Source organism: Streptomyces sp. Y20, assembly GCF_043195475.1.
Taxonomy (GTDB): domain Bacteria; phylum Actinomycetota; class Actinomycetes; order Streptomycetales; family Streptomycetaceae; genus Streptomyces.
The window spans coordinates 132511-158700 of sequence record NZ_JBIDDP010000012.1; the positions used below are offsets into that span (position 1 = coordinate 132511).

The 26190-nt window shown below is 73.5% G+C and carries 13 protein-coding genes; 8 read left to right on the forward strand and 5 right to left on the reverse strand.

Annotated elements, in window-relative coordinates:
• Positions 1-219 precede the first annotated feature (219 nt).
• From ACGFT1_RS27250 to ACGFT1_RS27260, 3 genes are all read left to right on the forward strand, one after another.
• Positions 220-3204 carry a BTAD domain-containing putative transcriptional regulator gene (locus tag ACGFT1_RS27250; protein WP_373911627.1) on the forward strand — a complete coding sequence of 995 codons (2985 nt, stop codon included), beginning with the start codon at positions 220-222 and terminating at the stop codon, positions 3202-3204.
• 450 nt (positions 3205-3654) lie between these two features.
• Positions 3655-4479: a helix-turn-helix domain-containing protein gene (locus ACGFT1_RS27255; RefSeq protein ID WP_373911628.1), complete on the forward strand. Its 825-nt coding sequence runs from the start codon at positions 3655-3657 to the stop codon at positions 4477-4479.
• A gap of 141 nt (positions 4480-4620) precedes the next feature.
• The gene (locus tag ACGFT1_RS27260) at positions 4621-5592 is read left to right on the forward strand and encodes an alpha/beta hydrolase (RefSeq protein ID WP_373911629.1); all 972 of its coding nucleotides are present in this window, start codon (positions 4621-4623) and stop codon (positions 5590-5592) included.
• Between the two features lie 274 nt (positions 5593-5866).
• On the opposite strand, the gene ACGFT1_RS27265 is transcribed toward ACGFT1_RS27260, so the two are convergent.
• Both ACGFT1_RS27265 and ACGFT1_RS27270 read right to left on the reverse strand, forming a co-directional pair.
• Positions 5867-7504 (reverse strand): MFS transporter, encoded by a 1638-nt coding sequence (locus ACGFT1_RS27265; protein ID WP_373911630.1) that lies wholly within the window; start codon positions 7502-7504, stop codon positions 5867-5869.
• Between the two features lie 404 nt (positions 7505-7908).
• On the reverse strand, positions 7909-9789 hold the full coding sequence (locus ACGFT1_RS27270) for an amidohydrolase (RefSeq protein WP_373911665.1): 1881 nt from the start codon (positions 9787-9789) through the stop codon (positions 7909-7911).
• A gap of 1020 nt (positions 9790-10809) precedes the next feature.
• On the opposite strand from ACGFT1_RS27270, the gene ACGFT1_RS27275 reads away from it, so the two are divergent.
• The 4 genes from ACGFT1_RS27275 to ACGFT1_RS27290 all read left to right on the forward strand — a co-directional run bounded on the left by ACGFT1_RS27275 (position 10810) and on the right by ACGFT1_RS27290 (position 17775).
• The gene (locus ACGFT1_RS27275) at positions 10810-12486 is read left to right on the forward strand and encodes a glycosyltransferase family 2 protein (RefSeq protein WP_373911631.1); all 1677 of its coding nucleotides are present in this window, start codon (positions 10810-10812) and stop codon (positions 12484-12486) included.
• The gene (locus ACGFT1_RS27280) at positions 12483-13490 is read left to right on the forward strand and encodes a glycoside hydrolase family 26 protein (RefSeq protein WP_373911632.1); all 1008 of its coding nucleotides are present in this window, start codon (positions 12483-12485) and stop codon (positions 13488-13490) included. The genes ACGFT1_RS27275 and ACGFT1_RS27280 overlap by 4 nt, the downstream gene beginning before the upstream one ends.
• Positions 13487-15235: an ArnT family glycosyltransferase gene (locus tag ACGFT1_RS27285; protein ID WP_373911633.1), complete on the forward strand. Its 1749-nt coding sequence runs from the start codon at positions 13487-13489 to the stop codon at positions 15233-15235. The genes ACGFT1_RS27280 and ACGFT1_RS27285 overlap by 4 nt, the downstream gene beginning before the upstream one ends.
• 356 nt (positions 15236-15591) lie before the next feature.
• Positions 15592-17775, forward strand: coding sequence for a hypothetical protein (locus ACGFT1_RS27290; RefSeq protein WP_373911634.1), 2184 nt, complete (start codon positions 15592-15594; stop codon positions 17773-17775).
• On the opposite strand, the gene ACGFT1_RS27295 is transcribed toward ACGFT1_RS27290, so the two are convergent.
• Together ACGFT1_RS27295 and ACGFT1_RS27300 are read right to left on the reverse strand one after the other, a co-directional pair.
• Positions 17756-19168 carry a hypothetical protein gene (locus ACGFT1_RS27295; RefSeq protein ID WP_373911635.1) on the reverse strand — a complete coding sequence of 471 codons (1413 nt, stop codon included), beginning with the start codon at positions 19166-19168 and terminating at the stop codon, positions 17756-17758. The two genes, ACGFT1_RS27290 and ACGFT1_RS27295, sit on opposite strands and share 20 nt — an antisense overlap.
• A gap of 59 nt (positions 19169-19227) precedes the next feature.
• A complete protein-coding gene (locus tag ACGFT1_RS27300; protein WP_373911636.1) occupies positions 19228-21810 on the reverse strand; it encodes a hypothetical protein in 2583 nt (860 codons plus the stop codon).
• A 531-nt stretch (positions 21811-22341) separates the two neighbouring features.
• On the opposite strand from ACGFT1_RS27300, the gene ACGFT1_RS27305 reads away from it, so the two are divergent.
• Positions 22342-24414 carry a cysteine/serine endopeptidase inhibitor gene (locus ACGFT1_RS27305; RefSeq protein WP_373911637.1) on the forward strand — a complete coding sequence of 691 codons (2073 nt, stop codon included), beginning with the start codon at positions 22342-22344 and terminating at the stop codon, positions 24412-24414.
• A gap of 76 nt (positions 24415-24490) precedes the next feature.
• Here the strand turns inward: ACGFT1_RS27305 and ACGFT1_RS27310 are convergent, their stop codons facing one another.
• On the reverse strand, positions 24491-26188 hold the full coding sequence (locus ACGFT1_RS27310) for a polysaccharide lyase family 7 protein (protein WP_373911666.1): 1698 nt from the start codon (positions 26186-26188) through the stop codon (positions 24491-24493).
• Positions 26189-26190 lie beyond the last annotated feature (2 nt).

A 26190-nucleotide genomic window follows, 5' to 3' on the forward strand; every position in this document is an offset into this window, starting at 1 on the left:
TGCCGGTCAGCGCACGGCGGCCGGTGGCGGTCTCGGCCCGGCACCGGCCGCCGTCGTCAGGTGCCGTGACCGGTGCCGCCGGCACGGACGCCTCCCCGGGATGGCGGACGGCGGTCCCGCCCTCTTCCCTCGTCGGCCACTTCTCCTCCTGTAGTACGTTTTCAGGTGTCCTGGCGGCGCCGTCCCGGAGGAGAACCGGCAGTGTTGGAAGCGGCCGGCATGTCCGAGCCGGCGGAGTCCGTCCACGAGCCGCTCGTCACGTCCGGGCAGGCGAGAGCCGACGACACCGGGTGCACCGGTGTGCGAACGGCTGCCGTACGGTTCGCGGTCCTGGGGCCCGTTCGGGTGCTGCGGGGTGAGGCCGAGCTGGAGCTCGGCGGACCGCAGGAGCGCACTTTGCTGGCGCTGTTGCTGGCCGGGGCTGCCCGGCCGGTGACCATGGACGACATCGTCGACGTGCTGTGGGGGGCGAATCCGCCGCGCAGCGCGGTCAACGTGGTCCGACGGCACGTGGGTTCACTGCGGCGCCTGCTGGAGCCCGGCCTCGCCACCCGTTCGGAGGGCCGCTGGATCGTGCGCGACGCGGGCGGCTACCGGCTCGTGACCGACGGTGATTCGCTCGACCTGCTGCGCTTCCGCGCGCTGCGGGAGGCGGGACGCCGGGCCGCGGGGGAATCGCCCGCGCACGCCGTCGGCCTGCTCACCGAGGCGCTGTCCCTGTGGCGCGGACCGATCGCCACCGGCATGTCCGCGGAGGCCCGCGCGCACCCGGTGTTCGGCGCGGCGGACCGCGAACGGCTCGCGGCGGTCCGGGAGGCGGCCGACGCGGCTCTACGCGCCGGCCTGCCCGAGGCGGTCCTGCCGGAACTGCACCGGGCCGCCGCGGAACACCCGCTGGACGAACCCCTGCAGGCCAGGCTGATCCGCGTGCTGACGGCGGCGGGCTGCCGGTCCCAGGCGCTCACCGTCCACGAGGCCGTACGGACCCGGCTGGCCGGGGAACTGGGCATCACCCCGGGGCCGGAACTGCGGGAGGCGCGGAACGCCGTACTGCGGGCAGGCCCCGCCGTGGACGCGGGAGCGTCCGCCCCTGGCGGGCCGACCACCGATCAGCCCGCCCCTCCCGCGAACGCCCCTCACCGCGCCGCCCCGGCGCCGGTCACCCCGTCCTCTCCCGTGCCCGCCCAACTCCCGCACGAGGTTGCGGCGTTCATCGACCGCAGCGGCGAGCTGGACGAAGTTCCCGCGATGCCGTGCGGGAACGACTCACTGCCGCACGCCGCGCCGATCAGCGTCATCAGCGGCATGGCCGGCGTCGGCAAGACCACCCTGGCGGTGCACTGGGCCCACCGCGTCGCCGACCGCTTCCCCGACGGACAGCTCTACGTCAACCTGCGCGGCTTCGACCCGTCCGGCGCGGTCGTGGAGGCGGGGGAAGCCATCCGGGGCTTCCTCGACGCGCTCGGCGTGCCACCCGACCGGGTACCGCGCGGCCTGGACGCGCAGGCCGCGCTCTACCGCAGCGTGCTCGCCGGCCGGCGTGTCCTCGTCGTCCTCGACAACGTCCGGGACAGCGACCACGTGAGACCGCTGCTGCCCGGCACCCCCGGCTGCCTCACCGTCGTCACCAGCCGCAACACACTGTCCGGGCTGGTCGCCGGGCAAGGCGCCCACTCGTTGACACTGCGGCCTTTCGGCAGCGATCAGGCGCGTGCCTTCCTCACCCGCCGGCTGGGCGCCGAGCGGGTCGGGGCCGAGCCGCGCGCCGCCGACGAGATCACCGTGCTGTGCGCCGGGCTGCCCCTCGCCCTCGCCTGCGTCGCCGCCCGGGCAGCCGCCCACCCGCACTTCCCGCTCTCCGCCGTGGCCGCCGAACTGCGCGGGACTCGCGGGCGCCTGGACGCCTTCGCCCGCTCCGACGCCTCCGTGGACGTCGGCACGGTGTTCTCCTGGTCCTCCCGGGAGGTCTCCGACGAGGCGGCCCGGCTGTTCCGTCTGCTCGCCCTGCACCCCGGCCCGGACTTCTCGCCACCGGCCGCGGCGGCCCTGGCCGGCCTGCCGGCGCGCCGGACCCGACCGCTGCTGGCCGAGCTGACCGACCTGCACCTCGTCACCGAGCACAGCCCCGCCCGCTACACGTTCCACGACCTGCTCCGCGCCCACGCCGGCGAACTCCTCGAGGAGAGGCACACCGAGGCCGAGCGACGCGAGGCCCTCCACCGGCTGCACCACTACTACCTGCACACCGCCCACGCCGCGGACCGGCTGCTCGCCCCGAACGCCGACCCGCTGCCTCCGCCCCCCGCACCTGAGGGTGTGCGACCCGAACCGCTCGCCGACGAGGACCAGGCCCTGGCGTGGCTCACCGCCGAGCACGCGGCGCTCCTCGCCGTCGTCGAGACCGCCGCCGCCTCCGGGCAGGAACGTCTCGCCTGCCATCTGGCCTGGTCCCTGGAGCCGTTCTTCGACCGACGCGGCCACTGGCACGACGGGCTCGTCGTGCAGCGCACCGCGCTCGACGCCGCCCGGCGGCTCGCCGAAACCCCCCTGGAGGCCCGGGGGCTGCGCGGACTGGCCCGCATCGAGGGCCGGCTCGGCCTCGACGACCAAGCCGTGCCCCGCCTCGAACACGCCTTGGAACTCTTCACTCAGCTGGGCGACGACACCGGCCGTGCCCACACCCACCGCAGTCTCGGCTGGGAGAGCGAACAGCGCGGCGACCTGCCCGGCGCGCTGCGCCACAACCAGCTCGCCCTGAACCTGTTCCGCGCCCTGGGCGACCAGGCCGCGCAGGCCAGCGTCCTGAACTCCGTCGGCTGGTACCACGCCCTCCTCGGCGAGTACCGGCCGGCCCTGACGCACTGCTTCGAAGCCCTGGCCATGCTCCAGGACCTCGGCGACCGCTACGGCCAGGCAGTCACCTGGGACAGCATCGGCTACGCCCACCAGCACCTTGGCCGCCACCCGCACGCCCTGCTCGGCTACCACAACGCCCTGGCCCTGCTGAGCGACCTCGGCGCGCCCTACGTCGAGGCCAGCGTCCTCGTCCGCGTCGGTGACACCCACCGCGCCATGGGCGACGAGGACGGCGCTCGCGCCGTCTGGGACCGGGCGCTTGCCCTTTTCAGGTCCCTGGGTCACCCCGACGCAGAGCGGGTCGAGGCACTCCTGACCGGTTGGGACGGCCGGGCCGGCGTCGGCTGACCGTCCCTGGTCGCCCGGTCGAGACGCTGGGACCGGACGGGATCCCCGACGTGCGGTGGCCCCGGCAGCCGCCCGCCGAGCGCTGAACGCCGTACGCGCCACGTCGGAGCGTCCCTTGTCCCGCCCGCCGGAGCCTGAGCCGCCGCACCGGCCTCGCTCCGGCGCCGGCCGCCGCGCCCGCCGGTCCGCCGGTCCGCAGAGCCCACCCGCGACCCGCATGGGGTCTTCGCCGCCGAACCGCGCGGCAGCGCCACGCGAACTTCGGGAAGCCTCCCGAGAGGCGCGCCGGTGCCGTGCCCGGGCGCTGTCACTGCGTTGTCACTGCATCATCACTTCTTTCGCGCTTCCCTGGTCCTATGGTCCGGGCGACGAGTTCGACAGTCGCTCCGGAGGCAACGGCGGAAGATGTCCATCACCAGCAGCATCGGCGCACCCGTTTGTCGGACGCCCATGGGCGTCGAGATCATGACCGGCGAAATGGGCCCGGGGCAGCTGCCGGGAGATCGGGCGCCGGGGCCGGAGCACCGGTTGTACGCCCGGGACGTCGGCGAGTACCTCTTCGTGGGCCTGCGTGCCGCCGCCGGCCTACCGGGCACCGAGCCGGTCACCCTGCACCTCTCCCCCGAGGTCGTCTGCTTCTACGACGCCCACCGGCCGGCGACCCTGGACTTCCCCGAGCGGTTCCGGGCGACGGTCTTCCTCGTGCCCGCCGGCCTGCTCGGGCTGACGGCGGCCGACGCCGCGCGGGTCACCCGTACGCCGGTCGCCGGTGCCTCCCAGCTCGGCGCCCTGCTGTCACCGTTGCTGTCCGATCTCGCCCGCACCATGTCGCGGGCCCGGCCGCCGGTCGGCAAGATGCTCGCCGCCAACGCCCTAGATCTCCTGCGGCCCCTCGCCGCCGAACAGCTGGGCGCGCGCATGCCGGGCCCGCCGGGCAGCCGGGCGCCGATCCTGGCCCGGATCCTGGACTACGTCGAACTGCACCTGACCGAGCCCGGCCTCTGCCCGGAGGTCATCGCCCGCTCCCAGCGCATCTCCGTGCGCTACCTGCACAAGCTCTTCCAGGCCGAGGGGATCACCGTGGGCCGCTGGATCCTGCACCGCCGCCTCGAGGAGTGCCGCCGCGATCTGACCCGCCCCGGCCGTGGAAGCCGGACCATCGCCGCCGTCGCGGGCCGGTGGGGCTTCGCCAGCGCCGCGCACTTCAGCCGCGTCTTCCGCGCCGCCTACGGCATGACCCCACGCGAGTGGCGGGACGGCGCGGGCCGGGGCTGACCCGTCGCCACGGCACGGGGTGCGCGGCGCTCTGTGCGCTGTGCGGACAGAGCGGGTGCACGTGCAGTCATTGTCCGGGCACCCTGCGGCCCTAGCGTGAAGAGGCAGCACAACGCACACCGATAGCAGCAGGAGATACTCATGTCCGACGTCGTCGAGCCGGTTTCGCCGGTGCTGGAACCCGCCGCCCGGGCGTTCGCCGAGGCGACCGCCAACCCGCCCTACCTCTTCGACCTCGGCCCCGTCGAGGGCCGCAAGGCGGTCGACGAGGTGCAGTCCGGCGACATCGCCAAGCCGGACGTCGACGAGGAGTGGATCACCGTCCCGGGCGGCCCCACGGGCAGTGTCCGCACCCGCGTCGTCAGGCCCGCCGGCGTCACCGGCACCCTGCCGGTGATCCTCTACATCCACGGCGCCGGCTGGGTGTTCGGCAACGCCCACACCCACGACCGCCTGGTACGCGAACTCGCCGTCGGCGCACAGGCCGCCGTCGTCTTCCCCGAGTACGACCTCTCCCCCGAGGCCCGCTACCCCGTCGCCATCGAGCAGAACTACACCGTCGCCCGGTGGATCATGGAACAGGGCGCCGACCACGGCCTGGACCCGGCCCGCGTCGCGGTCGCCGGTGACTCCGTCGGCGGCAACATGGCCGCGGCCCTGACCCTGATGGCCAAGGAACGCGGAAACGTATCCCTGGTCCAGCAGGTGCTGTTCTACCCCGTCACCGACGCGAACTTCGACACCGGCTCCTACCACCAGTTCGCTACCGGCTACTTCCTGCGCCGCGACGGCATGCAGTGGTTCTGGGACCAGTACACCACCGACGAGGCCGAACGCGCCCAGATCACCGCCTCCCCGCTGCGCGCCACCACCGAGCAGCTCACCGGACTTCCCCCGGCCCTCGTCATCACCGGCGAGGCCGACGTCCTGCGCGACGAGGGCGAGGCGTACGCCAACAAGCTGCGCGAGGCCGGCGTCCCGGTCACCGCCGTACGCTTCCAGGGCATCATCCACGACTTCGTGATGCTCAACGCCCTGCGCGAGACCCACGCCGCCCAGGCCGCGATCACCCTCGCCGTCACCACCCTGCGCGCCTCCCTCCACTCGAACTGACCCGGGGGCACTTCGCACACCGCCGCCGTCTCCCGGTGGAGGAGATCGCGGACCTGATCCGCGAGGCGGACCACGCGAGGAGCTGACGGCCGCGCGGACACACGCACCGCCCGTGTCCGCGCGGCTCTTCGCTGCCCCGCGCCCGGACCGTGCACCGCCGACGGGCCGGGCGCGGGGCCTCGCCGGGACGGTTCGGCGGTGCGGGCCCCGCCACGGGGCTCCGCTGCCGGGGTACCGACGCCGGGAGGGCTGCCGATGACGGCGCGGGGCCTGCCTAGGTTTCCGCGATCGTCGCCCCTCGCTGGTCAGCGGTGGCCGTGGCCACGGGTCCGGCTGACGCGTCGAAGGCGTGCGTCACCTCCGGGGACGTACCCGGTGCCAGGAGCCGGCGGGCACGCTCTTCGATGTGGCGGTCTGTGGCTGTGAGACGGCCGTGGTGCTGAGCCAGATGTTCCGACCAGGACGCGACCAGGTAGTTCTCGGTGAACCGTTCGGGATGCCGACCGTCCTGGTACAGGCCCCAGGTGAGTGCGCCGGTGCGGCGCCGTGAACGGGCGAGGTTCCGCATGCGGTCCGTGAAGGCGGCCTGATCGCCGGGAGCGACCTGGTAGGTGACGGAGACGAGCACCGGGCCGTCGGCCGGTCCCGGTTCGAACACCAGGGGCGGGGTGGGCCAGTGGTCGGAGAGTCGCGGGTCGATGCCGTCCGTCGTGTACAGCGGCCAGCGGCGCACGCTCACGGCGGCGGCCAGCAGCAGGCCGGCGCCGGTGAGCAGGGCGGCCGTCAGTCCCGCTCCGTCGGCGAGCGCGCCCCACAGCGGTGCCGTCAGCGCCTGTCCGCCTTGGAAGACCACCAGGTAGAAGGCGAGCCCGCGGGCTCTGACCCAGCCGGGCAGCCGCTGCTGGATCGCCGCGTTGAGGGTGGACAGGACGCCGATCCAGGCAAGGCCCGCGGGCAGCAGTGACGCCGCCGCGACCCATGGGGAGCGGACCAGGGCCAGTACGGCAAGGGTGGCCGCGAACACGGCTGCTCCGGCGGCCAAGGTGCCGTTGCTTCCCAGCACTCGACGGAGCCCGGGCAGAGCGAAGGCGCCGCTGACGGCGCCGACTCCGACCGCGCCCAGCAGGAGTCCGTAGCCGCCCGAGTCGAGCCCCAGGGAACGACTGGCCACCAGCGGGAGCAGCGACCACAACGCCGCCCCACCGGGAATGAACAGGATCGTTCGCAGCAGGACCCGGCGAACGCCGGGCGCGTGCCACACATAGCGCCGACCGGCGTGCACGGCCGCCAGCAGCCCCTCTTCCCCAGCAGGGGGCCGTTGCGCCCGCGGTCGTTGCCACAGCAGCAGCACGGCGGCGATACCCAGGTAGGACAGGGCGTTGAAGGCGAAGACCCAGCCCGCGCCGGCGGCCGCGACCAGGGCGCCGCCGAGGGCCGGGCCGACGGCGCGGGCCAGGTTCATGTTCACGGCGCCCAGTGCCGCGGCTTGCCCCAGCTGGTTCCGTTCGACCAGTTCCGGCTGTATGGCCTGCCAGGCCGGCCCCATCAGCGCGGTGCCGCAACCCAGCAGGAAGGTGAGACACAGCAGCATGGGCGCGGTGAGCGCGTCCCTGAAGGCCAGCACCGTCAGGACGGTGGAGACGGCGAGCATGGCGCACTGGGCGGCCAGGATCACCGACCGGCGGTCGTAGCGGTCGGCCAGCACACCGGAGGGCACGGCGAGCAGGACGACCGGGAGGCTGGCCGCGGTCTGCACGAGCGTCACCAGCGCCGCACTGTGCCCTACGAGGAGCCATTGGGCGCCGACCGTCTGCATCCAGCTGCCGGTGTTGGACACCAGTTGCGCGATCCACAGGGCACGAAAGACACGGGCGGCCAGTGGCGCCCAGGCCGAGACCTCCGCGCGCTTCATGACCGCGCCTGTCGGTGTCCTGCGCTGCCCGGCCACGGCCGCGCTCCGCTCGGGCTCGCGGGACCGGTGACCACCGCCGGCAGCGGCGGCCGGGGGCCAGGGCGGCCTTCCTCTGACGGGACCGAGGCGCGGGCCCCGTCACTCGGCAGCCGGTGCGGCATGGGGAGTCCTTTCGTAGGTGCGCACCGCGGGCCGACGCTTGCCGCAGCACCGGGCGAACGGGCGAACCGCCGCTGGTGGCTGATCGCGGTCACCGTCGGCAGGAGCGGCGGTCAGGAGCGCGGCGGTGGAAGGCCGTTGGTCGAGAAGGGGGCCCGGGCCGGCGGGCGCGAGGGCCGCGGAGACGGCGACCCGGCCCGGGCGGGGCGCCGCGGGCGCGGTCACGGACACGGCAGTCCGCCGGTTCAGAACGAGAAGCAGGGGTCGAAAGCCGTGGCGCCGGCTTGCGGGGCGACCCCGCGGCGGACGCGCCACTGGCGGTGCAGCTCCGACTCCGCGACGGCATCACCGAGCATTTCGGCCTGCCGGACGCCCGGACGAAGTGCGGCAGGTGCGGCCTGGTAGCCACCGAAGTGCGCCACCGGGCTCCAGGCAGGGGTCACGGGAGGCAGCGCCTCGTCGATGCCCTCGTACTCGCCGGCCGAATAGACGACACGTCCGCCGACGACGGTCAGCAAGGACTCGATGTGCGGTATCTCCGAGTCGGCGACCGCGAAGTAGTCCTCGGAGAGAACGGCGAGATCGCCGAGACAACCCGGGCGCAGCACCCCCTTGAGATCCTGTTCGCCGGTCAGCGCGGCACCCGACTCGGTGAACATGGTCAGGGCCGTCTCGCGGTCCACGAGATTGTGCGCCGGGTGAATGGCCAGGTCGCCCACCGTCCGGCCGGTGACCAGCCAGTGCAGCGCGACCCAGGGGTTGTACGACGACACCCGGGTGGCGTCGGTGCCGGCACCGACGGTCAGCCCCCGGGCCAGCATGGCGCGGACCGGCGGGGCGTCGGCGGCGGCTCCGATGCCGTAGCGGCGCACGAACGCCTCGCCCTGGAAGGACAGCCGGTTCTGGACGGACATGGCGCCGCCGAGTGCGGCGATGCGGTCGAGGCTGTCGGCGGACACGGTCTCCGCATGGTCGAACAGCCATCGGTTCTCGCCCGGGAAGAGTCCTTCCGCGGCGAGCTTCTCGAACACGGCGAGGTCTCGGCGGATGGTTTCGTCGTACGTGGCGTGCAGCCGGAACCCCCAGCCGTTCTCCATGAGGAGGCGTACCGCCTTCTCGAACTCCACCTCGTAGTCGGCGGCGTGTTCGGGGCGTGGCTGGGCGAAGTTCTCGAAGTCCGCCGCCGCCCACGTGAGGTTCTCGCCGGCGCCGTTGAAGCGCAGCCACTCGTCACCGTCCCCGGGGCGGACCATGCCGGTCCAGCGGGTGAGGTCGTCGATCTCCTGACCGGCTGTCTGAGGAAAGAGGTGGTAGGCGATGCGCAGCGAGAGCTGGCCTTCCCGCGCCAGTTCGGTGACCGTCTCGTAGTTGTCGGGGAAGGCCTGGAACCCGCCCGCCGCGTCGATCGCCGAGGTGAGCCCGAACCTGTTCAGCTCCCGCAGGAAGTGACGGGTGGAGGTCTTCCTGTGCTCCTCGTCCAGCAACGGGGCTTTGGCCAGGGTGGAGTAGAGGATCAGGGCGCTGGGGGCGGCGAGCAGCATGCCCGTGGGTCCGCCGTCGCGGCCCCGTACGATCTGACCGCCCGCTGGGTCGGGGGTGTCCCGGTCGTAACCCACCGCCCGGAGCGCCGCGCGGTTGAGGACCGCGGCCTGGTACAGGTGCAGTACGAAGACGGGCGTGTCAGGCGCGGCGGCGTTCAGTTCGGCGACGGTGGGCAGCCGGCGCTCGGCGAACTGCTCGGCCGACCAGCCGCCGACCACCCGCACCCACTGGCCCTTGGGCGTGCGGGCTGCCTGTTCACGCAGCATGGCCAGCCCCTCGCGCAGTGAGCGGACACCGTCCCAGCGCAGTTCGAGCACATAGTTGAGGCCACCGCGGATCACGTGCAGGTGGGCGTCGTTGAGGCCGGGGATCATCCTGCGACCGAGGGCGTCGACCACCCGCGTGGCCGGCCCGACGAGGCCGGCCACGTCCTTGTCCCCGCCCACAGCGGTGATCACACCGTCGCGGATGGCGATCGCCTCGGCCTGCGGGAGCCGGGGATCTCTCGTGTGGATCTTGGCGTTGCGGACGACGAGGTCCGCCGCGTCAGCGCTGGCGCGGGGAGTCGGACCACCGACCGGCATCGTGGACACCTTACGACCTCCTGTGAGTCATGCAGCATGGGCTTTCGGCGAGGCGCCGGGTCACCGGCGCGTGCTCGCAAGGTGCGAAGCCGTCTCCGTGAAGCGCCGCGACGCCAAGCTATGCCGATGTGCCCGGCCGGGTTTCCGGTCAGCGCACCGGGCCGTTACCGACAGCGCACTGATCCACACCGTGCACACGGCGGGAGTCGGCCCCGCGCGCGGTCCACGTCACGGCTGTGCCCTCCCGGCTTCCCGCCACGGCAGCCCGTCTTAACCGGGCGGGACCGCTTCGACGTGTCCCTTCGGCCGGCCTCCGCGGCGCGCAGGCTTCCCTGCACGAAGGAGAGGGGTGCTCATCGGGGCGTCGTGCGGCGGGACTCGCCGGACCGGATCGCCCGGGTGGCGTTGTTGTACACCCGTCTCAGATGCTTCGCCGCCGAGCAAGGGGCGGGACTGAGCGCGCACTGGCGGCAGTAGCGCCGGTGCTCCTCGTAGTCCTCGCGGGCTCGGTCGACGGAAGCGGCGGGTTGGTGCGGTGACTGCACGAAGGCTCCTGACGGACATGGGGGTGCCCCGCCGGCCGCGTGAGCGGGTACGGGGGCGCCTTGCGGGACGTGGAAGTGAACGTTCTTCCTTGCGGCTTCCGAGAAAAATGTTGATCTTGTTGCACCGAGTACGCCAAAGCGGATGCCTGTTCCTGCCCTTAAGGGCCGCAGCGGTGCCCGCGAGCACTCACATCCCCCACGAGCCGGCTCGAGGCATCCGCGTGGGGACCGGGGCGACATCGCCCGTGCCAGGTCGCCTTCCTGGTCCGCGGGCGGTCTCATCGCCGCCCCGGCGGCGCGCCTTCCGTCCCTTGGTGCAGGAGTCCTGCCCCAACGGCCCCGGGTATGCCGGCGTGTGCGTACCTCGCCGGACGGGTCCCTAGCCTGGCCGTCATGCTGTCGGCCGAGCGGCGTCGGTCGCCACCTCGGCGCGCCGTGACAGCACCCTCACCAGCCGCCTCTGGAGCCCGACGTCATGGCCGCCCACCGTGTTCTTGTTCCCACCGGGTCCGCACGGCCGTCCCGCGCGGCGGGGCGCCCCGGGGAGGGCCGGGCGCCACGCCCGGCGGCTCCCGAGGGACTGCTCCCCACGCCTCCCGATGACCGGGAGAAGCACGCGTACGTCGTGCGCCGCACCTGGCTGCTCAGCCTCACGTCGTTCGTCGGGTTCGTGTGCGTCGCCTACAGCCAGATCGACTCGGCCCGGCACGGTCCGTGGATCTGGCTGTTCACCCCGGTCCTGCTGCTGTCCGCGCTGGGCTTCCTGATAGCGCTCAGGCTGGACCTCTTCACTCCCGACTTCCGCCTCGAAGCCCACCGCGAACTGGTGCGCTCCTGGAAGCCACGGGAGTACCCGTCGGTCGACGTCTTCCTCCCGGTGTGCGGCGAGCCGATCGCGGTACTGCACAACACCTGGACGCATCTGCGGCGGCTGGCCGAGACCTACCCGGGGCGGGTCACCCCCCTCGTCCTCGACGACTCCGACAGCCCGGAGGTCGCCGCCATGGCCGACGACTTCGGTTTCCGCTACCTCGTGCGGCCCAACCGCGGCTGGTTCAAGAAGGCCGGCAACCTGCGCTACGGCTTCGAACGCTCGGACGGCGAGTTCATCCTGATCCTGGACGCCGACTTCGCCCCCCGGGCCGATCTCCTCGACGAGCTGCTGCCGTACATGGACGCCGACCCGAACGCCGGGATCGTGCAGTCCCCCCAGTTCTTCCGCATCCTCCACCAGCAGAACTGGATCGAGCGCGGCGCCGGCGCCGTCCAGGAGCTGTTCTACCGGTCGGTCCAGGTCTCCCGGCAGCGGAGCGACGGCTCCATCTGCGTCGGCTCCTGCGCCGTCTACCGGCGCACCGCGCTCGCCGAGGTCGGCGGCACCAGCCTGATCGAGCACTCCGAGGACATGCACACCGGATTCGACCTGCGGGCGCGCGGCTGGGACCTGCGGTACGTCCCTCTCGCGCTCGCCACCGGCCTGTGCCCGGACACCATCGGCGCCTACTACAGCCAGCAGTACCGCTGGTGCATGGCCTCCATGAGCATGCTGGGCAGCCTGGAGAACTTCTGGCGGGTGAGGATGCGCCTGGTCAGCCGCCTGTGTTACGTCTCGGGGTTCGTCTACTACATCGAGTCGGCGCTGATGATCTTCACCGGCCCCCTGATCGTGTGCGTGCTGCTGCTGTTCTTCCCCGAGCAGGTCAAGTTCACCGACATGTGGCTGCTCCTGCCCGGCATGGTCTACCTCGTCGTCGTCTACCCGCTGTGGCACCGCAGTCCGTACCGCCTGGAGGCATGGGCGGCCCGGGTCCTCTACAGCTGGTCGCACACCTTCGCCATCTGGGACGTGCTGCGCCGCCGCGCCATGGGCTGGCAGCCCACCGGGGCGGGAGGCGCGCGGAGGAACGACGTCCGGCGCCTGTGGATCGGGATCTGGGCCTGGACCGTGCCCGTCACCGCGCTCTGGATCGGAGCCGCCGTGTGGCGGATGGACACGATGGTGCCGGAGGACTTCGCCCTGCCGCTCGGTTCCGGGCTCTTCTACGCGGCGGCCGTGCTCCGCCTCCTCGTCCTGCCCCGCCCGGACGAGCCCGCGGGCGCGGCCGGCTCTCCCGGGCAGGCCGCCGTCACGGCCGGAAGGGCTCCCGTATGACCGCCGTCGGGCGCAGGAGCGCGTTGGCCTGGGCGCTCGCCGCCGCGGCCTCCTCGGCGGCCGGCTGCGCCCCGAGCCGCACGGCGCCCATCGGCGCCGGCGGGCGGGGGCCCCTCGTCAGGACCGCGCCGTACCTGCCGTTCGACGTCACCTGGATGATCCGGCCCGAGCGCGGCCGCAAGTACCTCGGAGCCGCGTTCGCCGGGGGGACCGCGACAGCGGGCGCCCTCGATGCCTTCGCCGTCAAGGCCGGCAAAGCGCCCAACCTGCTCTCCTACCGCCTCGCCTGGGGCGCCGGCTTCCCGACGGACGGGACCCTGGCGATCTGGAGACGCAAGGTGCTGCCGTACATCGTCTGGGAACCCTGGACCTCGACGCTCCGTGACATCTCCGGGGGCCGTGACGACGCCTACATCCGGCGCACCGCGCAGACCGTCCGCGACCTCAACGTGCCGGTCGCCATCGGGTTCGCCCCCCAGATGAACGGCGACCGCTACCCGTGGGGCACGCGCAAGGCCGCGCCCGAGGAGTTCGTGGGCGCGTGGCGGCACCTCCACGACCTCTTCCAGGACACGGGGGTGTCCAACGTCATCTGGGTCTGGAGCCCCACGGTGGCCGGCCCCGGCCCCGGCCCGTCGGCGCGGTTGCGGTCGTACTACCCGGGTGACGCCTACGCGGACTGGCTGGGCCTCGTCGGGTACTACACCAGGACCGGACCGCACACGTTCGGCACGCTTTTCGCCCCCACCATCAAGAAGGCCAGGGCCTTCACCCGGATTCCGGTGCTCGTCGCCGAGACCGCCGCGGAGCCCGGTGCCCGCAAACCCGCGGACATCACCGACCTGATGCGCGGGGTGACGGCCCACCGGGACGTGGTCGGCTTCGTCTGGCTGGACCTGGACAAGAAGACCGACTGGCGGATCGACAGCAGCACCGAGGCGCTCGCGGCCTTCCGCCGCGGTGTCGCCGACCCGCACTTCGGCTTCGATGTGAGGCGCCCGTGACGACCGCAGAGGACCCGGTGGTCGCCGTCCCCGGTCGTGCCGCCGGGACGTCCGTCCCGGGTACCGCCGGCCCCGCGCATCCCGGGCCGTTCGACCCCGAGTCGACCCTGCGGCTGCGGGTGCTGCCCGCCCGCGGCCCTGAACCCGCGCCCGGGTACACCTTCGACGAGATCACCCGGGCGGACTGGGTGCTCGGGCCGGTTCCCGACCGGGGCTGGTCCGCCGAGCCGGGTGCCCGCCGTACCTGGGTCAGCCGCGCCCTGCTGGCCTGCCTGCTGCTGGTCCAGGCGGTCCTGTCCCTGCGCCTGCACAACACGGCCTTCGAGGACGAGGCGCTGTACGTCTACGCCGGCCACGCCATGATCGACCACCTGTTCCACGGCGTTCCCGACTACGGCGGCTTCAGCAGCTACTTCTCCGGCTCGCCCGCCCTCTACCCCGTGCTCGCCGCCTGGATCGACTCCGCCGGGGGGCTGACCGCGGTGCGCCTGATGAGCCTGGCCTTCATGCTGGGCGCCACCGGCCTGCTCTACTCCTTCACCCGCATGCTCTTCAACGAGCGGACCGCGCTCTGCGCGGCGGGAGTCTTCGCCGTCTGCCAGTCGACGCTGTTCCTGGGCTACTTCGCGACCTACGACGCGATGGCCATCCTCCTGCTCGCGCTCAGCGCCTGGATCCTCGTCCGGGTCGCCCACGGCCACTGGGCACTGCCGCTGGCCGCGGCACCGGTGGCGGCCCTCGCGGTGGGGGTCAAGTACGCGTCCGCGCTGTTCCTCCCGACCGTCGCCGCCGTACTGGTACTGGCCGCCCACCGGCGCCTCGGCGGGCGTCGGGCACTCCTGCGCGGCGCGGTGTTCACGGCCGGCGTGACCGTCCTGCTCGGCATCGGCCTGGCCGCCACCGACTACCTCCAGGCGATCCGGAGCACCACCACCGACCGCGCGCACGGCAGCACCTCCCTCATGACCATGGCCTGGGACTGCTTCCGCTGGGGTGGCCTGATCTTCCTCCTGGCCTGCCTCGGCACCGGGCTGTACACGCGCCGCGACCGCCTCGGCGAGGTGCCGGGCGGGCCCCGGACGGGTCCGGGGCGCGGCTGGCGCCTGACCCTGGGGGTCGTTCTCACCGGCACCGCGCTGCTCGCTCCCGCGTACCAGTTCCACCTCCAGACCAGCGTCTCGCTCCACAAGCACATCGGATACGGCCTGTTGTTCGCCGCCCCGATGGCGGGCGTGGGCGTCAGCCGTCTGATGGGGGCGCACTTCAGGTTCCCGCAGGCGGCCATCACCGTGGGAGTGCTGGCCCTGACCCTCGGCATGTCGCAGTCGGCGCAGAACTACGGCATCTGGCCCGACACCACCTACCTGATGCCGGAACTGGCGAAGAACGTGCGGCCGGGGCAGAAGTGGCTGGGTCAGCCGCACGAGGCGCCCGTGTACTACCTCGGCCGCGAAGGCCTCACCGACTACACCCTGTGGACCTCGATCTACTACATCGACTACACCGGACGTCAGGGACGCCATCTCACGGGTCCGGACGGTTACCGGGCCGCTGTCGACGACGGCTGGTTCGACGGCGTCGTACTGGACTGGTCCGACGAGCCGGGGGACGTCCAGACCCTCATCCGCGGGGAGATGCGCACCAGCGGCAGGTACCGGCTGGCCAGCGCCCTGACGTACCGCACCTCCGTGGGCACGGGCCACTTCGAGATATGGCTCCGCCTTCCCTCCGCGCACACGCGCTGACGGGCGGCGGCCCGCGGCACCCGTGTGCGTACGGGCAGTCATTCCGCCCGGACGGACACGCTGGCTCCGAGGCCGCGCGACGGCCGTGCCGGCCGCGGCCGGTCTCTATATCATCGGCCCGGACGTGACGCGGAGTCCGAGGGTTCCGGCACGCACGAGCGGGACCCCAGCACGACGACGGAGATGCCGCGGATGAACCCCTGTCAGGTGACCGGACCGGTCGCACCCCGGCCGTCGTCCCCCGCCGCGGTGGCCGGCACATCCCGTGCCCGCCTCCGCCGCCGGCCCCTCTCCCGGGACGCCCGCGCCGACGGCGCGCTCCCCCCCGGCGGTTCCGCGGCGTGCCGGAGAGGGACTTGATCCCCAGCGGCAGGGACGGCACCGGTACGGCCGGCAGGAAGCGGCCGTGGCTGCCACCGAGGACGCGCTCTCTTGCCGTCGAACGCCGCGAACCGCCGTCCGCCGAGCTGGCGGTGCAACGCGTCGGCAGCGCCTGGCTGGTGCACCCGGCCACCGGCCCCGACCGGCGGTCCCTGCTGTTCGCCGCCGGTCTGGCAGCCGACCCCGAGCACTCGGTCGTCGTGGTGGACCTTCCGCCGGAAACGGCGCTGGACGCGGTGGAGGAAGCCGTGGCGCGTGCGGTGCCCGCCGGTCCGCGCGGCCTGCGGCTGGTGTTCGGCAGAGCCCCGTCGCAGGGGCCCGCCGCCGCGGGACGCTGGCTGGCCGGGCGGCTGGGACAGCAGGTGGTCGTACCGGACGGCGTGCTGCTCCCGTCCGCCGGGGGCGCCCTGTTCATCGGAGCGGACCGGGGCCGCGGCTGGGTGCTCTGCACCCCGGAGGGCCGGGAACGGTACGTGTCCCGCCGCTTCCCCCGGCCCGCGTGGGACGGGACGCTGCCGGACCGCCCCTGGCCGGTGGGGAAGTACGCCGTGGCCGAACCGGTGAACGCCGGGGTGTGGCTCCGCCCGGCGCGCGAGGACGCCGCCCAGCACCGCCACCGCCGGTACCTGGCGGCCCGCCTGCGCTGCCGGAGCGACGCGGCCACCGTGGTGATCGGCACTCCCGACGCTCCCGGACCGGCACCGGCGGACATCGCCCGCTTCTGGCAGGACCTGGACGAGGATGCCAGGGCCACGATGCGCGTCGTACTGTCCGGGCAGGCGCGGACGCCCGGGGGCCGTCCCTTCGGCGAGGCGCTCGCCGCCATGACCGGGGAGCCGGTGCACGTGTACAACGGCTTTCCCACCAGCGACCCGGTCGTCGGGCGCGCGCCGCGGGACGAGGTGCTGCTCCTGGAGCGGGACGGGACACCGGGCCGTCCCGTCCTCGCCCGCGAGTACCTCCATCTGCCCCCGGAACCGGGCGGACCGTCCGACCCGGTGCTCGTGGTCGACCACCACTGGCCCCTGGACCACCTGCCGATGCTCCGCCGGGGCCTGTACCGCGGCGGGTCGGGTGTGACGCTGGAGGTCCTCCCCTGGGGTCTGTGGATACGGCCCTCCGCCGCACCGCCGTACGCCGACGAGGTACGCGCCGCTCCCCCCGACCCGCACCACGAGCTGATCCTGTGCGACGACAGCGTGGACGAGGCGCTGCCCCGGTCGCAGCAGCTGGCCGAGGACGTCGTGCGGCGGCTGCCCCCGGAGACCGGCCTGCTGGTACGGGTGCTGACCGCGGGCCGCCCCTGGGGCGTACGACCCGGGGCGGGGGTCACGACCCGGGTCGCCGGGGAACTGCCGCCGGCCGCGGACGGGTCGCCGTCCGAAGAGGCCGGGACGGAGCCGGAGCGGCCGACGGACGGCCCGCTCGCCGGCGCGGGTTCACCCAAGGACGCCGCGATCGTCGCCCTGGCGCTCCAGCGCAACCCGGAGCTGGGCCGGAACCACCCGCCCGAGGCCGTACTGGCCGGACTCGTCGCGGCCCGCCTCCAGCTGACCGTTCACGCCCGGCGCACCGGCCACGAACACGGGGACCCGGGGGGTGAGATGCCGGTGCCGACCGCGTCGGCCCTGGAGGGACTGGCCCTGCTGCCCGCGCACGACGGTGTGGTGGCGCTGCGCGCGGATCTCGGCGAGGCCGAGACGCGGTGGTACGACACGCACCGTCAGGTCGTCGAGCGGGGCGTGTGCTCCGCGTCCCTCACCGGGAATCCCGGGCGAGCGGGCAACACCGACATCGTCATCCGCTCGGTCACCGGCCGCCGTACGGCCCTGCTCGAACCGGAGCTGCCGGACCGGGTGCTGTTCGCGCCGGGGACGCGGTTCGAGGTCCTGGGGGTCCGGGTCCGGCGGGGCGAGCGTACCGTCCTGCTGATGCGGGAACTCCCGGCGCGGTCCGCGGCGAGCGTCCCCGTCCGGACGGTCGTGAGGGAACTCCAGGAGGCGCTGCGGGTCTGGCGCGCGGACGAGGGGAGCGGTCTCGTGCGGTGCGGCACGCCGGATCCTTTCGCCCGGCCACCCGGCCTGGGGAACCCGGCCGCGGCGCCGGGGGGAACCGGCGCCGCGGACCGACCGGTCCGGCTCAGTGAGCGGTTCCGCTGACCCACAGGGTCGTGCCGTCCTGCTGGATCACCACGTTGCCGTCGTCCTGGAGCACCAGCTCGGCGCCGTCGTGCCCGGCGGTCCCGGAGGACCAGGCCGTCTGGTCGTCGCGGGTGTAGACGACGAGGTGGCCGTCGGCCTGGAAGACCGTTTTGTAGCCCCGGCCCTCGGTGTGGGAGGACCAGCGGACCGTGCCGTTCTCGTCGGTGATGACCAGGTTGCCGTCGTCCTGCATGGACAACCGGGCCCGGTCCGACTCGATCGAGGCGCCGATCTCCAGGACGCGGGTGGCCTGGACGACCAGGCCGTCCGCGGCCGGCGCCGTGGCGGACCGCCCGGTGGGGTCGGGCGTGGTCCGAGCGGCCGCCACCGTCTGGACGGCCGGGGCGACCGGCGGGGCCGACGGGCTCTGACCGGCCGGTGTTCCCTGGCCGTTCGGGACCGACGGGCCCTGACCGGCCGGTGTTCCCTGGCGGTTCGTGCTCCTGACCGCGGCGGTACGGAGCGGCCCCGTGGACATGGACGGGACGGAGGCGGCCGAGGCCGCCGGAGAACCGGACGCCGACGAGGGCTTGGTGCCCGCGGCGGCCGCCGCCGCCACCGTGGTGTGCGCGGTCCCCCGGCGCCCCCCGTCCCCGGACGCGTACGCGGCGTGGCTCTCCCGGCGGGGTGCGCCGTCGGCGAGGACAACGGGGGCATGCGGCGAGGAGCGGGGCGTGGACGAGACCTCGGGGTGGGGGGCGCGTATACCGGGGCCCTGGTACGGCTTGCGGGGAGACACGGGGATGCCGGAAGCCGACGGGGCGGGCGGCGAGGACGAGGAGGGCGTGGCGGACGAGGAGGACAGCGGGGAACGGGAGGTGGTCGCGGGAGCCGGGTGGGTGGGAACGTCGATGGTGAAGTCCGGTCCGACCGTCTGCGGCGAGGGCGACTGCCGGCCGGAGGACTCGACGTCGGCCTCGTGGTCACCGTCGTTGTGGTTCAGTGCCAGGGGCAACGCGACCAGCACCGCTCCGGCGACCGCCGCCGCGGCCAGCAACGGCCGCTGGCTGGGTTTGGCGTCACCGGCGGGCGCGGCGCCTTCCGCCGGACCGCCCTGCGCGCCGGATCCCCCTCCGGCGGCCCTGCGCCGATCGCGTCCCTCCGGCCGGTCGCCGGACCGCGGCCCCTCCCCCGAGCGGTGCGCACCCGCATCGCGCAGGCCGGTGGCCGCCGCCCCGCCGCGAGCCGCCCGCGCGGCCGTCCCCGAGTCCCTCCGCCGCGGTTCCTCGGTCCCGGGTGCGGCGGGGGCGGTGGCGGGGGGTGCGGACAGCACCACGGCTCGCCGCATCCTCAACTGCTCGGTGGCTTCCGGCTGCGCACCGCGCCTCGGCGTCCTGCGCTCAGCGGACATGTTCTTCTCCTCTGCTGCGGGGGTGGATGCGACCGGCACGGCGGAGCCGGCCGGTGTGGTCAAGCGCGGTCGCCGTCCCGGGGCCGCTCGGCCAGCTGCCCGGCGAGCCGGGGCGGCCACGAGGCGGCGGCACCGGCGCCCGGGGCCCGGTCCACCACCTGGGTGAGCGCTGCCAGGGCGCCCCTGTCCTGCGCCTCGTGCTGACCGGAACGCGCGGTGGGGTCGCCCTCGGCGACCTCTCGCAGCAGTACCGTCATGGCTCCGGGCCGCCCCCGCGTCCCGAGGACACGGAAGCGCGTACCGGGGGCGAAGACGACCTCCTCACCCTGGACCGCCCCCGGAACCGGGGCGAACAGGCCGCGCACCCGCCGCCCGGTCACCGACCAGATGAGGTACCGGTCGGCCGCCGGCACGGGAGCCCCGTCCAGGGTCAGCGTGCCGACCGGCCCGGCCTCGCGCAGTTCGCTCCCCGGGCTCGGCGCTGCCGCCTCCGGCGGGAGGGCTCCCGCGTCGCGGACCACGATCCCGCGGTACGACGGGAGCCGGCGCAGACCGGACGCCAGACAGGACAGGTAGGCGAGCGCGTCGTCCGCCCCCTCCGCCAGGCGCTGCTCCAGCCAGGTCCAGCTCAGCGGGCCGTCGTCGAGGGTGAGGAAGCAGCGCACCGCGACCAGGTCCGCATGCGCCTCCTCGTTCCGGCTGTGCGGGCGCAGCCCGGGCACCACCATCAATGTCCGGGCGACCGCCGCCTGTTGCTGCCACCACTGCTCACCGGCCAGGGCCTGGAGCACCTGTCTGTCGGCGGGATCGCTCCGGTGCAGCGGAGTGACGCGTACGGGGAGGGCGGCCCGGCGCGCGGGGGCGGCGGGCGCGGGCGGACGCTCCCGGGTGACGGCCGGGGCGGGCGCGGGCGACGGCGCCGCGGACGACACCGGTGGGGGCGGAGCGGCGGCCGTGCTCCGCGCGGGGGCGGCCGGTTCCTGGGCCGGGGCCTCGTGTGAGACCTTCCAGGGCACCGGTACAACACGGCCGCCCGGCCCGCCCACCGAACGGCTCGCGGCGAGTGCCTGGGCGAAACCCGGCGGCGCCGGGGCCTTTCTGCCGGCGGAGGCGGGGACGGCCCGGACGTCGGGGGCCGGCGCGGGCGGGGCGGCCACCCGCCGGATCGTCACGCTCATCGGCGAAGCGTGCCAGGGGGCCTCGGCGGCGGGGGCGTCGGGCGCGGGCCGGGCCGCGGTACGCGGCTGTTCCGGCCGGGAACGCTCCTGCGCCGGATCCTCCGCGGAGCCGGCGGACGCCTCCTGCCGGTACTCCAGGGCGAGTCCCCGCCGGTCGGCGACGCGTCGCATCAGACGCCGTCCCTGTGCGCCGCAACTCCCGAGCACGTGCAGCGTCGTCCGCCCCTGCACGGACGGCTCCAGTCGCTCCACCAGCGTGTCGAGCACGGGCCACAGCCCGTCGTCGAGCCGCTGCCCCGGCACACCGACATGGACCATCATCGTCTCGCGGGCGAGCGCCCGTCCGGACGCCTCCGGGGGTGTGCCGCCGTGGGACCCCACCCACAGTCCGGCGCGGGTGACGGCGACCTGCCACCGGGCGTCCAGCACCAGCACCCCGTCCTCGGCGGCGGCCGGTCCGGCGACGGGCGGGCGCCACCGGAGAAGGCGCGGGGCCGGAGCGGGCCCGCCGTGCGCCGGGAGACAGGCGACGGATTCCACGTAGGACCGCCACGACGGTTCGCCGTCCGCTCCGATCAGCACGACGGCCTCTTCGGCCCCGGTGCCGTCCGCCCGCTCCAGCAGCGCGGGAACGCCGCTGAGGACCTCGACCTCGGTGCCGAGCAGATCGGCGGTCTCCTGGCCGGTGTGCAGCAGGTCCCGCCCGTCTCCGGGAACGAGGCGTGCGGTGGCGCGGGCCCGTGAGGGCAGGAGGGCCAGCAGCTCGGCCAGCGCCGGTGCGGGGACCGGGGGTGTGCCGGGGGTGCCCACCACGACGGCGAGCCGGTGTTCGTCCACGGGGATCGAGGCGCCGACGGCCCGTTCGCCGTCCGGCACCGGTCCGGCCGTGCGGATCAGCACCCCCGCGGGCACGGGCTCGACCACGTGGCCGCCGACGGCGTCGGGCGTCAGGTGTGCCGCCGCGTCCTCCCAGCTCGGCACGGGATGACGGAGCCCGAGCGGCCGGGGGCCCAGTCCGGGGGTGAAGTGCCACCAGCCGTCCGGTCCGGTGGGGGTGAAGAGCGACCCGCCGGGAGCGACGACCACGGGACCGGCGGGGGCGATGACCTCCATCTCCCAGGTGTCGCAGATGTGCCTCGCGGGAGCGGGACGCCCCGGCAGGTCGGCTCCCGCGCCGGACCACAGCAGCCGCACACCGGTGATGCCGGACCGGCGGCACTCGTCGAGGACCGGCGTGAGCCGCTTCCACAGGTGCGGGGCGTCCGAGAGGCTCGCCGCGACCACGACGGTCGCCCGGTCCCGCTCCCCGCCGCTCAGCGCGTCGACCGTCTCGGCGAGCCGCGCCGACTCCTCGGAGTCGGACGCGAGCAGATGGACGGGTCCGGACCGGGCCGGACGGCCCGGTCCGCCGAGCCGGGGAACGAGCGTCCGCAGCGGGCCGAGGCCGGTCGTCCGTCGCCTCACAGGGCGTCGCCCGACGCGGTGGTACGCCTGCCCGTGGGGCACCTGCCGGCTCCGGCGGTCCGCTCCGGTCCGGTGGGCCGGTCAGGAGTCTCGCTCATGCCCTTCTCACTGGTCGCCGTGGCTTCGTGTCGTGCGGCTCTTCCGGGGAAAAGCTGTCCACCCGGCACCGTCCATCCCAGCAGGCGCGTACGACGGACCGCAAGAAGACGGGTGCGGCCGTGCCCTTTCGGACGGTGGCTCGTGCACGAGGTGACATGGCCCCTCCTGCGGTGAAGGGCGCGGCGGGGGCGGGCGGTTGCGCCCCGGCGCCGTCCAGCCAGTGACCGAAGAGGCGGAGTGAGTGGCTCGCCGGGCAGACGCCCGGGCGGATCGCTGCCATGACCCGTCCGCTTCTCCGATGATCGGCCCTGCGCGGCGGCCGTCCCCGACCGTCCCAGGTGCGTCGGGGCGGGTCCGGGTCGCCCGACCGCCGGCCTCCGGGTTCCGAGCCGAGAACCGATCCACAGCACATGAGACCGACCAGGAGATTGCGTGTTCATCCGGAACCGGATCATCGCGGGCGGTGCCGTCGCCCTGGTGACCGTCACCTTGGGAGGTGTGTCCTTGGCACTGGCTGACAACCCGGTCAGTACCCGGACCGTCTCCGGCCAGATGACGTACTACAACGACAGCGGGTACGGCGCGTGCGGCAGCGTGGTCGACGCGGCCACCGAGGACCTCGTCGCCGTCTCCCACGAGTGGTGGACGTCCGCCGACCCCAACCAGGACCGGCTGTGCCGGGGAGTTGACGTCCAGGTGACGTACAACGGCAAAACGATCACCGTGCCCGTCAAGGACATGTGCCCCTCGTGCGACGCCGGCCACCTGGACCTCAGCCAGACGGCGTTCCGGAAGCTCGCCCCCCTGGAGAAGGGCCTCGTCAAGGGCATCAGCTGGAAGTTCGTCACCGATGGCGGCGAGGCCATCGAACCCCCTTCCACCTCCCCGGAACCGGAGGGCAGCGGGGTGCCGGCGTCGGGCGCGTCGGGCGGGTCGGGCTGGCCCTCGCGGTACGCGGCGCCGTACATGGAGACGTGGGGGTCGCCCTCGGAGCTGGAGAAGGCCCGTCAGGCGGGCCTGCGGTACGCCACCCTGGCGTTCGTCCTGGACGGTGGTGGCTGCAAGGCCACCTTCAACGGCAACACGCCGGTGACCGATCAGGGCTGGAAGGCCGCGGTGCAGAATCTGCGCTCGTCGGGGGGCGACGCGATGGCGTCGTTCGGTGGGGCCTCGGGTACCGAGCTGGGTCAGGCGTGTGACTCGGTCCCGGCGTTGCAGGAGCAGTACCGCGCGGTGGTCGACGCGCTGGACCTGTCCCGGCTGGACTTCGACATCGAGGGTGCCGCGCTGGCCGACAGCGCGGCCAATCACCGTCGTGACCAGGCGTTGGCGGCGTTGCAGCAGCAGTCCGAGGCGGCGGGGCACCGGCTGGACGTGCAGTTCACACTGCCGTCGGGCGCGCACGGTCTGGAAGCGGGCGGTGTGGCGATGCTGCGGGACGCCCAGAGTACGGGGCTGCGGGTGTCGCTGGTCAACATCATGACGATGGACTACGGCTCCGCGGTCGACGACATGGGACAGGCCGCGATCGACGCGGCCACGGGTCTGCACGACCAGCTGGGGCAGATCTGGACGTCGAAGACGCCCGAGGAGTTGTGGGCGATGGAGGGGAACACCCCGATGATCGGGGTGAACGACACCCCGGGTGAGGTGTTCACCACCGAGGACGCCGAACGCCTCGCGAAGTTCGCCGTCGACAAGGGGATCCAGCAGTTGTCGTTCTGGGCGGTGGGCCGTGACAAGGCCTGTCCCGAGGCCGGCAAGCTCTCCGAGTCGTGCAGTGGCACCGAGCAGAGCGACCACCAGTTCCTGAAGACCTTCGACACCGTCACCACCACAAGCCCCGGCACCAGCCCGGAGCCCACGCGCAGCGCGATTCCCGTGCCCACGCGCAGCGGTACGCCGGCGCCCTCGGCCAGCACCACTCCCGGCGTACCGGACAGCGGCAGCCGGGGCGGATCCGCGGCTACCACGGGTTCCACGGCTTCTAAGGGGACGGGCGGTTCCGGACAGACCATCGACACCGCGTTCACCACGGGATACACCTGGTTCGACAACACCCCACGGGGCAGCGCCCGGATCTCCGACCCGATCCTGCACCAGCAGGCCGGCGGTACCGGTACGTACGACGATCCGATCACGCTCGCGGTCGGGCACAGCATGGAGGGCGGCAAGGACACGCTGGACTATCCCGCCGGCACCCGGTTCTACATGCCGCGGGTACGCCGGTACTTCATCGTCGAGGACGCCTGCGGTGACGGGGGCAGCCCGCAGAACGGCCCCTGCCACAGCCTGAAGACGGCTCCTCAGGGCGCCACCACCTGGCTCGACATGTACGTCGGCGGGGAGAGCGGGGACAGCGAGTCCGCGGTGCAGGCCTGCGCCGACAAGGTCACCGCCGGCGCGCACGGAGGGCTGAACACCGTGGTGCGGGACCCCGGCCCCGGTCTTCCCGTCGTCGAGGGGCCCGTGTTCCAGAACGGCAGGTGCACCGAGCTGTACTGAGGTTCTTCCCGGCGCGACGACGGCAGGGCCCGACGCCATCCAGGCGTCGGGCCCTGCCGTCGGTGTGTGCGCCGGATCAGCCGTGGGAGACGGTGAGCGCGTAGAACGCGACCCGGGCCCCGTTCGTGGTGCTGTCCGAGGCGGACTGGTTGTAGGCCCCGGCCTTGAAGTACTGCTTGTACGACTTGAAGGAGTCGGCGATGGGGTAGTGGGTGGTGCTTCCGTCGACCGTCAGGTCGATGGTGTCACCGCCGGAGACGCCGATGGTGTAGCTCCACTTCTCGCCGACCGGGACATGTCCCACCGTGTGCAGGGTCTGGCCGCCCGACGGGGAGTTCTCGGTGCCCAGGACGATGTCGCCGCTGGAGCGGTAGTACAGCTCCAGGAGCGGCTTGGTGGACGAGCCGCCCTCGCCCAGGTGGATCTGTCCCACGCACACGTTGGACGTCACGGACACCACGCGCAGGGTCGCGCTCATGCGGTGGGTGCCGTCGAGCGGCCAGTCGTTCACCTCGCGCAGTTCCGAGCGGGCGTATTTGGAGTTGGGCGTGGTCACGCCCTTCTCCGGCGACCAGAAGACCAGGGCGCCGTCGCTGTCGGTGGAGAAGTAGGGATCCTGGTAACCGCCCTGGAGCCGGGACGCGGCGACGGTGGCCGGGGATCCCTGGGAGCCGACCGGTTCCTGGAGCTGCCAGGGCGACAGGTCGATGCCGCCGCCCGGAGCGGTCGTCGGGCCGGCACCGCCCGTGCCGCCCCGGCTGCCGCTGTCCGGTACGCCGGGAGTGGCGCTGGCCGAGGGCGCCGGAGTGGCGCTGCCGCCCGTCACCAGTCCGGTGACCGGCTCCGAACCCTGTGCGGTGCCGGGGCTTGTGGTGGTGACGGTGTCGAAGGTCTTCAGGAACTGGTGGTCGCTCTGCTCGGTGCCACTGCACGACTCGGAGAGCTTGCCGGCCTCGGGACAGGCCTTGTCACGGCCCACCGCCCAGAACGACAACTGCTGGATCCCCTTGTCGACGGCGAACTTCGCCAGGCGTTCGGCGTCCTCGGTGGTGAACACCTCACCCGGGGTGTCGTTCACCCCGATCATCGGGGTGTTCCCCTCCATCGCCCACAACTCCTCGGGCGTCTTCGACGTCCAGATCTGCCCCAGCTGGTCGTGCAGACCCGTGGCCGCGTCGATCGCGGCCTGTCCCATGTCGTCGACCGCGGAGCCGTAGTCCATCGTCATGATGTTGACCAGCGACACCCGCAGCCCCGTACTCTGGGCGTCCCGCAGCATCGCCACACCGCCCGCTTCCAGACCGTGCGCGCCCGACGGCAGTGTGAACTGCACGTCCAGCCGGTGCCCCGCCGCCTCGGACTGCTGCTGCAACGCCGCCAACGCCTGGTCACGACGGTGATTGGCCGCGCTGTCGGCCAGCGCGGCACCCTCGATGTCGAAGTCCAGCCGGGACAGGTCCAGCGCGTCGACCACCGCGCGGTACTGCTCCTGCAACGCCGGGACCGAGTCACACGCCTGACCCAGCTCGGTACCCGAGGCCCCACCGAACGACGCCATCGCGTCGCCCCCCGACGAGCGCAGATTCTGCACCGCGGCCTTCCAGCCCTGATCAGTCACCGGCGTGTTGCCGTTGAAGGTGGCCTTGCAGCCACCACCGTCCAGGACGAACGCCAGGGTGGCGTACCGCAGGCCCGCCTGACGGGCCTTCTCCAGCTCCGAGGGCGACCCCCACGTCTCCACGTACGGCGCCGCATACCGCGAGGGGAAGCCCATGG

Excerpts from the sequence above, each read along its gene's own strand:
- ACGFT1_RS27250 (WP_373911627.1), top strand. The coding sequence starts at position 220 with ATGTCCGAGCCGGCGGAGTCCGTCCACGAGCCGCTCGTCACGTCCGGG.
- ACGFT1_RS27255 (WP_373911628.1), top strand. The coding sequence starts at position 3,655 with ATGGGCGTCGAGATCATGACCGGCGAAATGGGCCCGGGGCAGCTGCCG.
- ACGFT1_RS27260 (WP_373911629.1), top strand. The coding sequence starts at position 4,621 with ATGTCCGACGTCGTCGAGCCGGTTTCGCCGGTGCTGGAACCCGCCGCC.
- ACGFT1_RS27265 (WP_373911630.1), bottom strand. The coding sequence starts at position 7,504 with ATGAAGCGCGCGGAGGTCTCGGCCTGGGCGCCACTGGCCGCCCGTGTC.
- ACGFT1_RS27270 (WP_373911665.1), bottom strand. The coding sequence starts at position 9,789 with ATGCCGGTCGGTGGTCCGACTCCCCGCGCCAGCGCTGACGCGGCGGAC.
- ACGFT1_RS27275 (WP_373911631.1), top strand. The coding sequence starts at position 10,810 with ATGGCCGCCCACCGTGTTCTTGTTCCCACCGGGTCCGCACGGCCGTCC.
- ACGFT1_RS27280 (WP_373911632.1), top strand. The coding sequence starts at position 12,483 with ATGACCGCCGTCGGGCGCAGGAGCGCGTTGGCCTGGGCGCTCGCCGCC.
- ACGFT1_RS27295 (WP_373911635.1), bottom strand. The coding sequence starts at position 19,168 with ATGTCCGCTGAGCGCAGGACGCCGAGGCGCGGTGCGCAGCCGGAAGCC.
- ACGFT1_RS27310 (WP_373911666.1), bottom strand. The coding sequence starts at position 26,188 with ATGGGCTTCCCCTCGCGGTATGCGGCGCCGTACGTGGAGACGTGGGGG.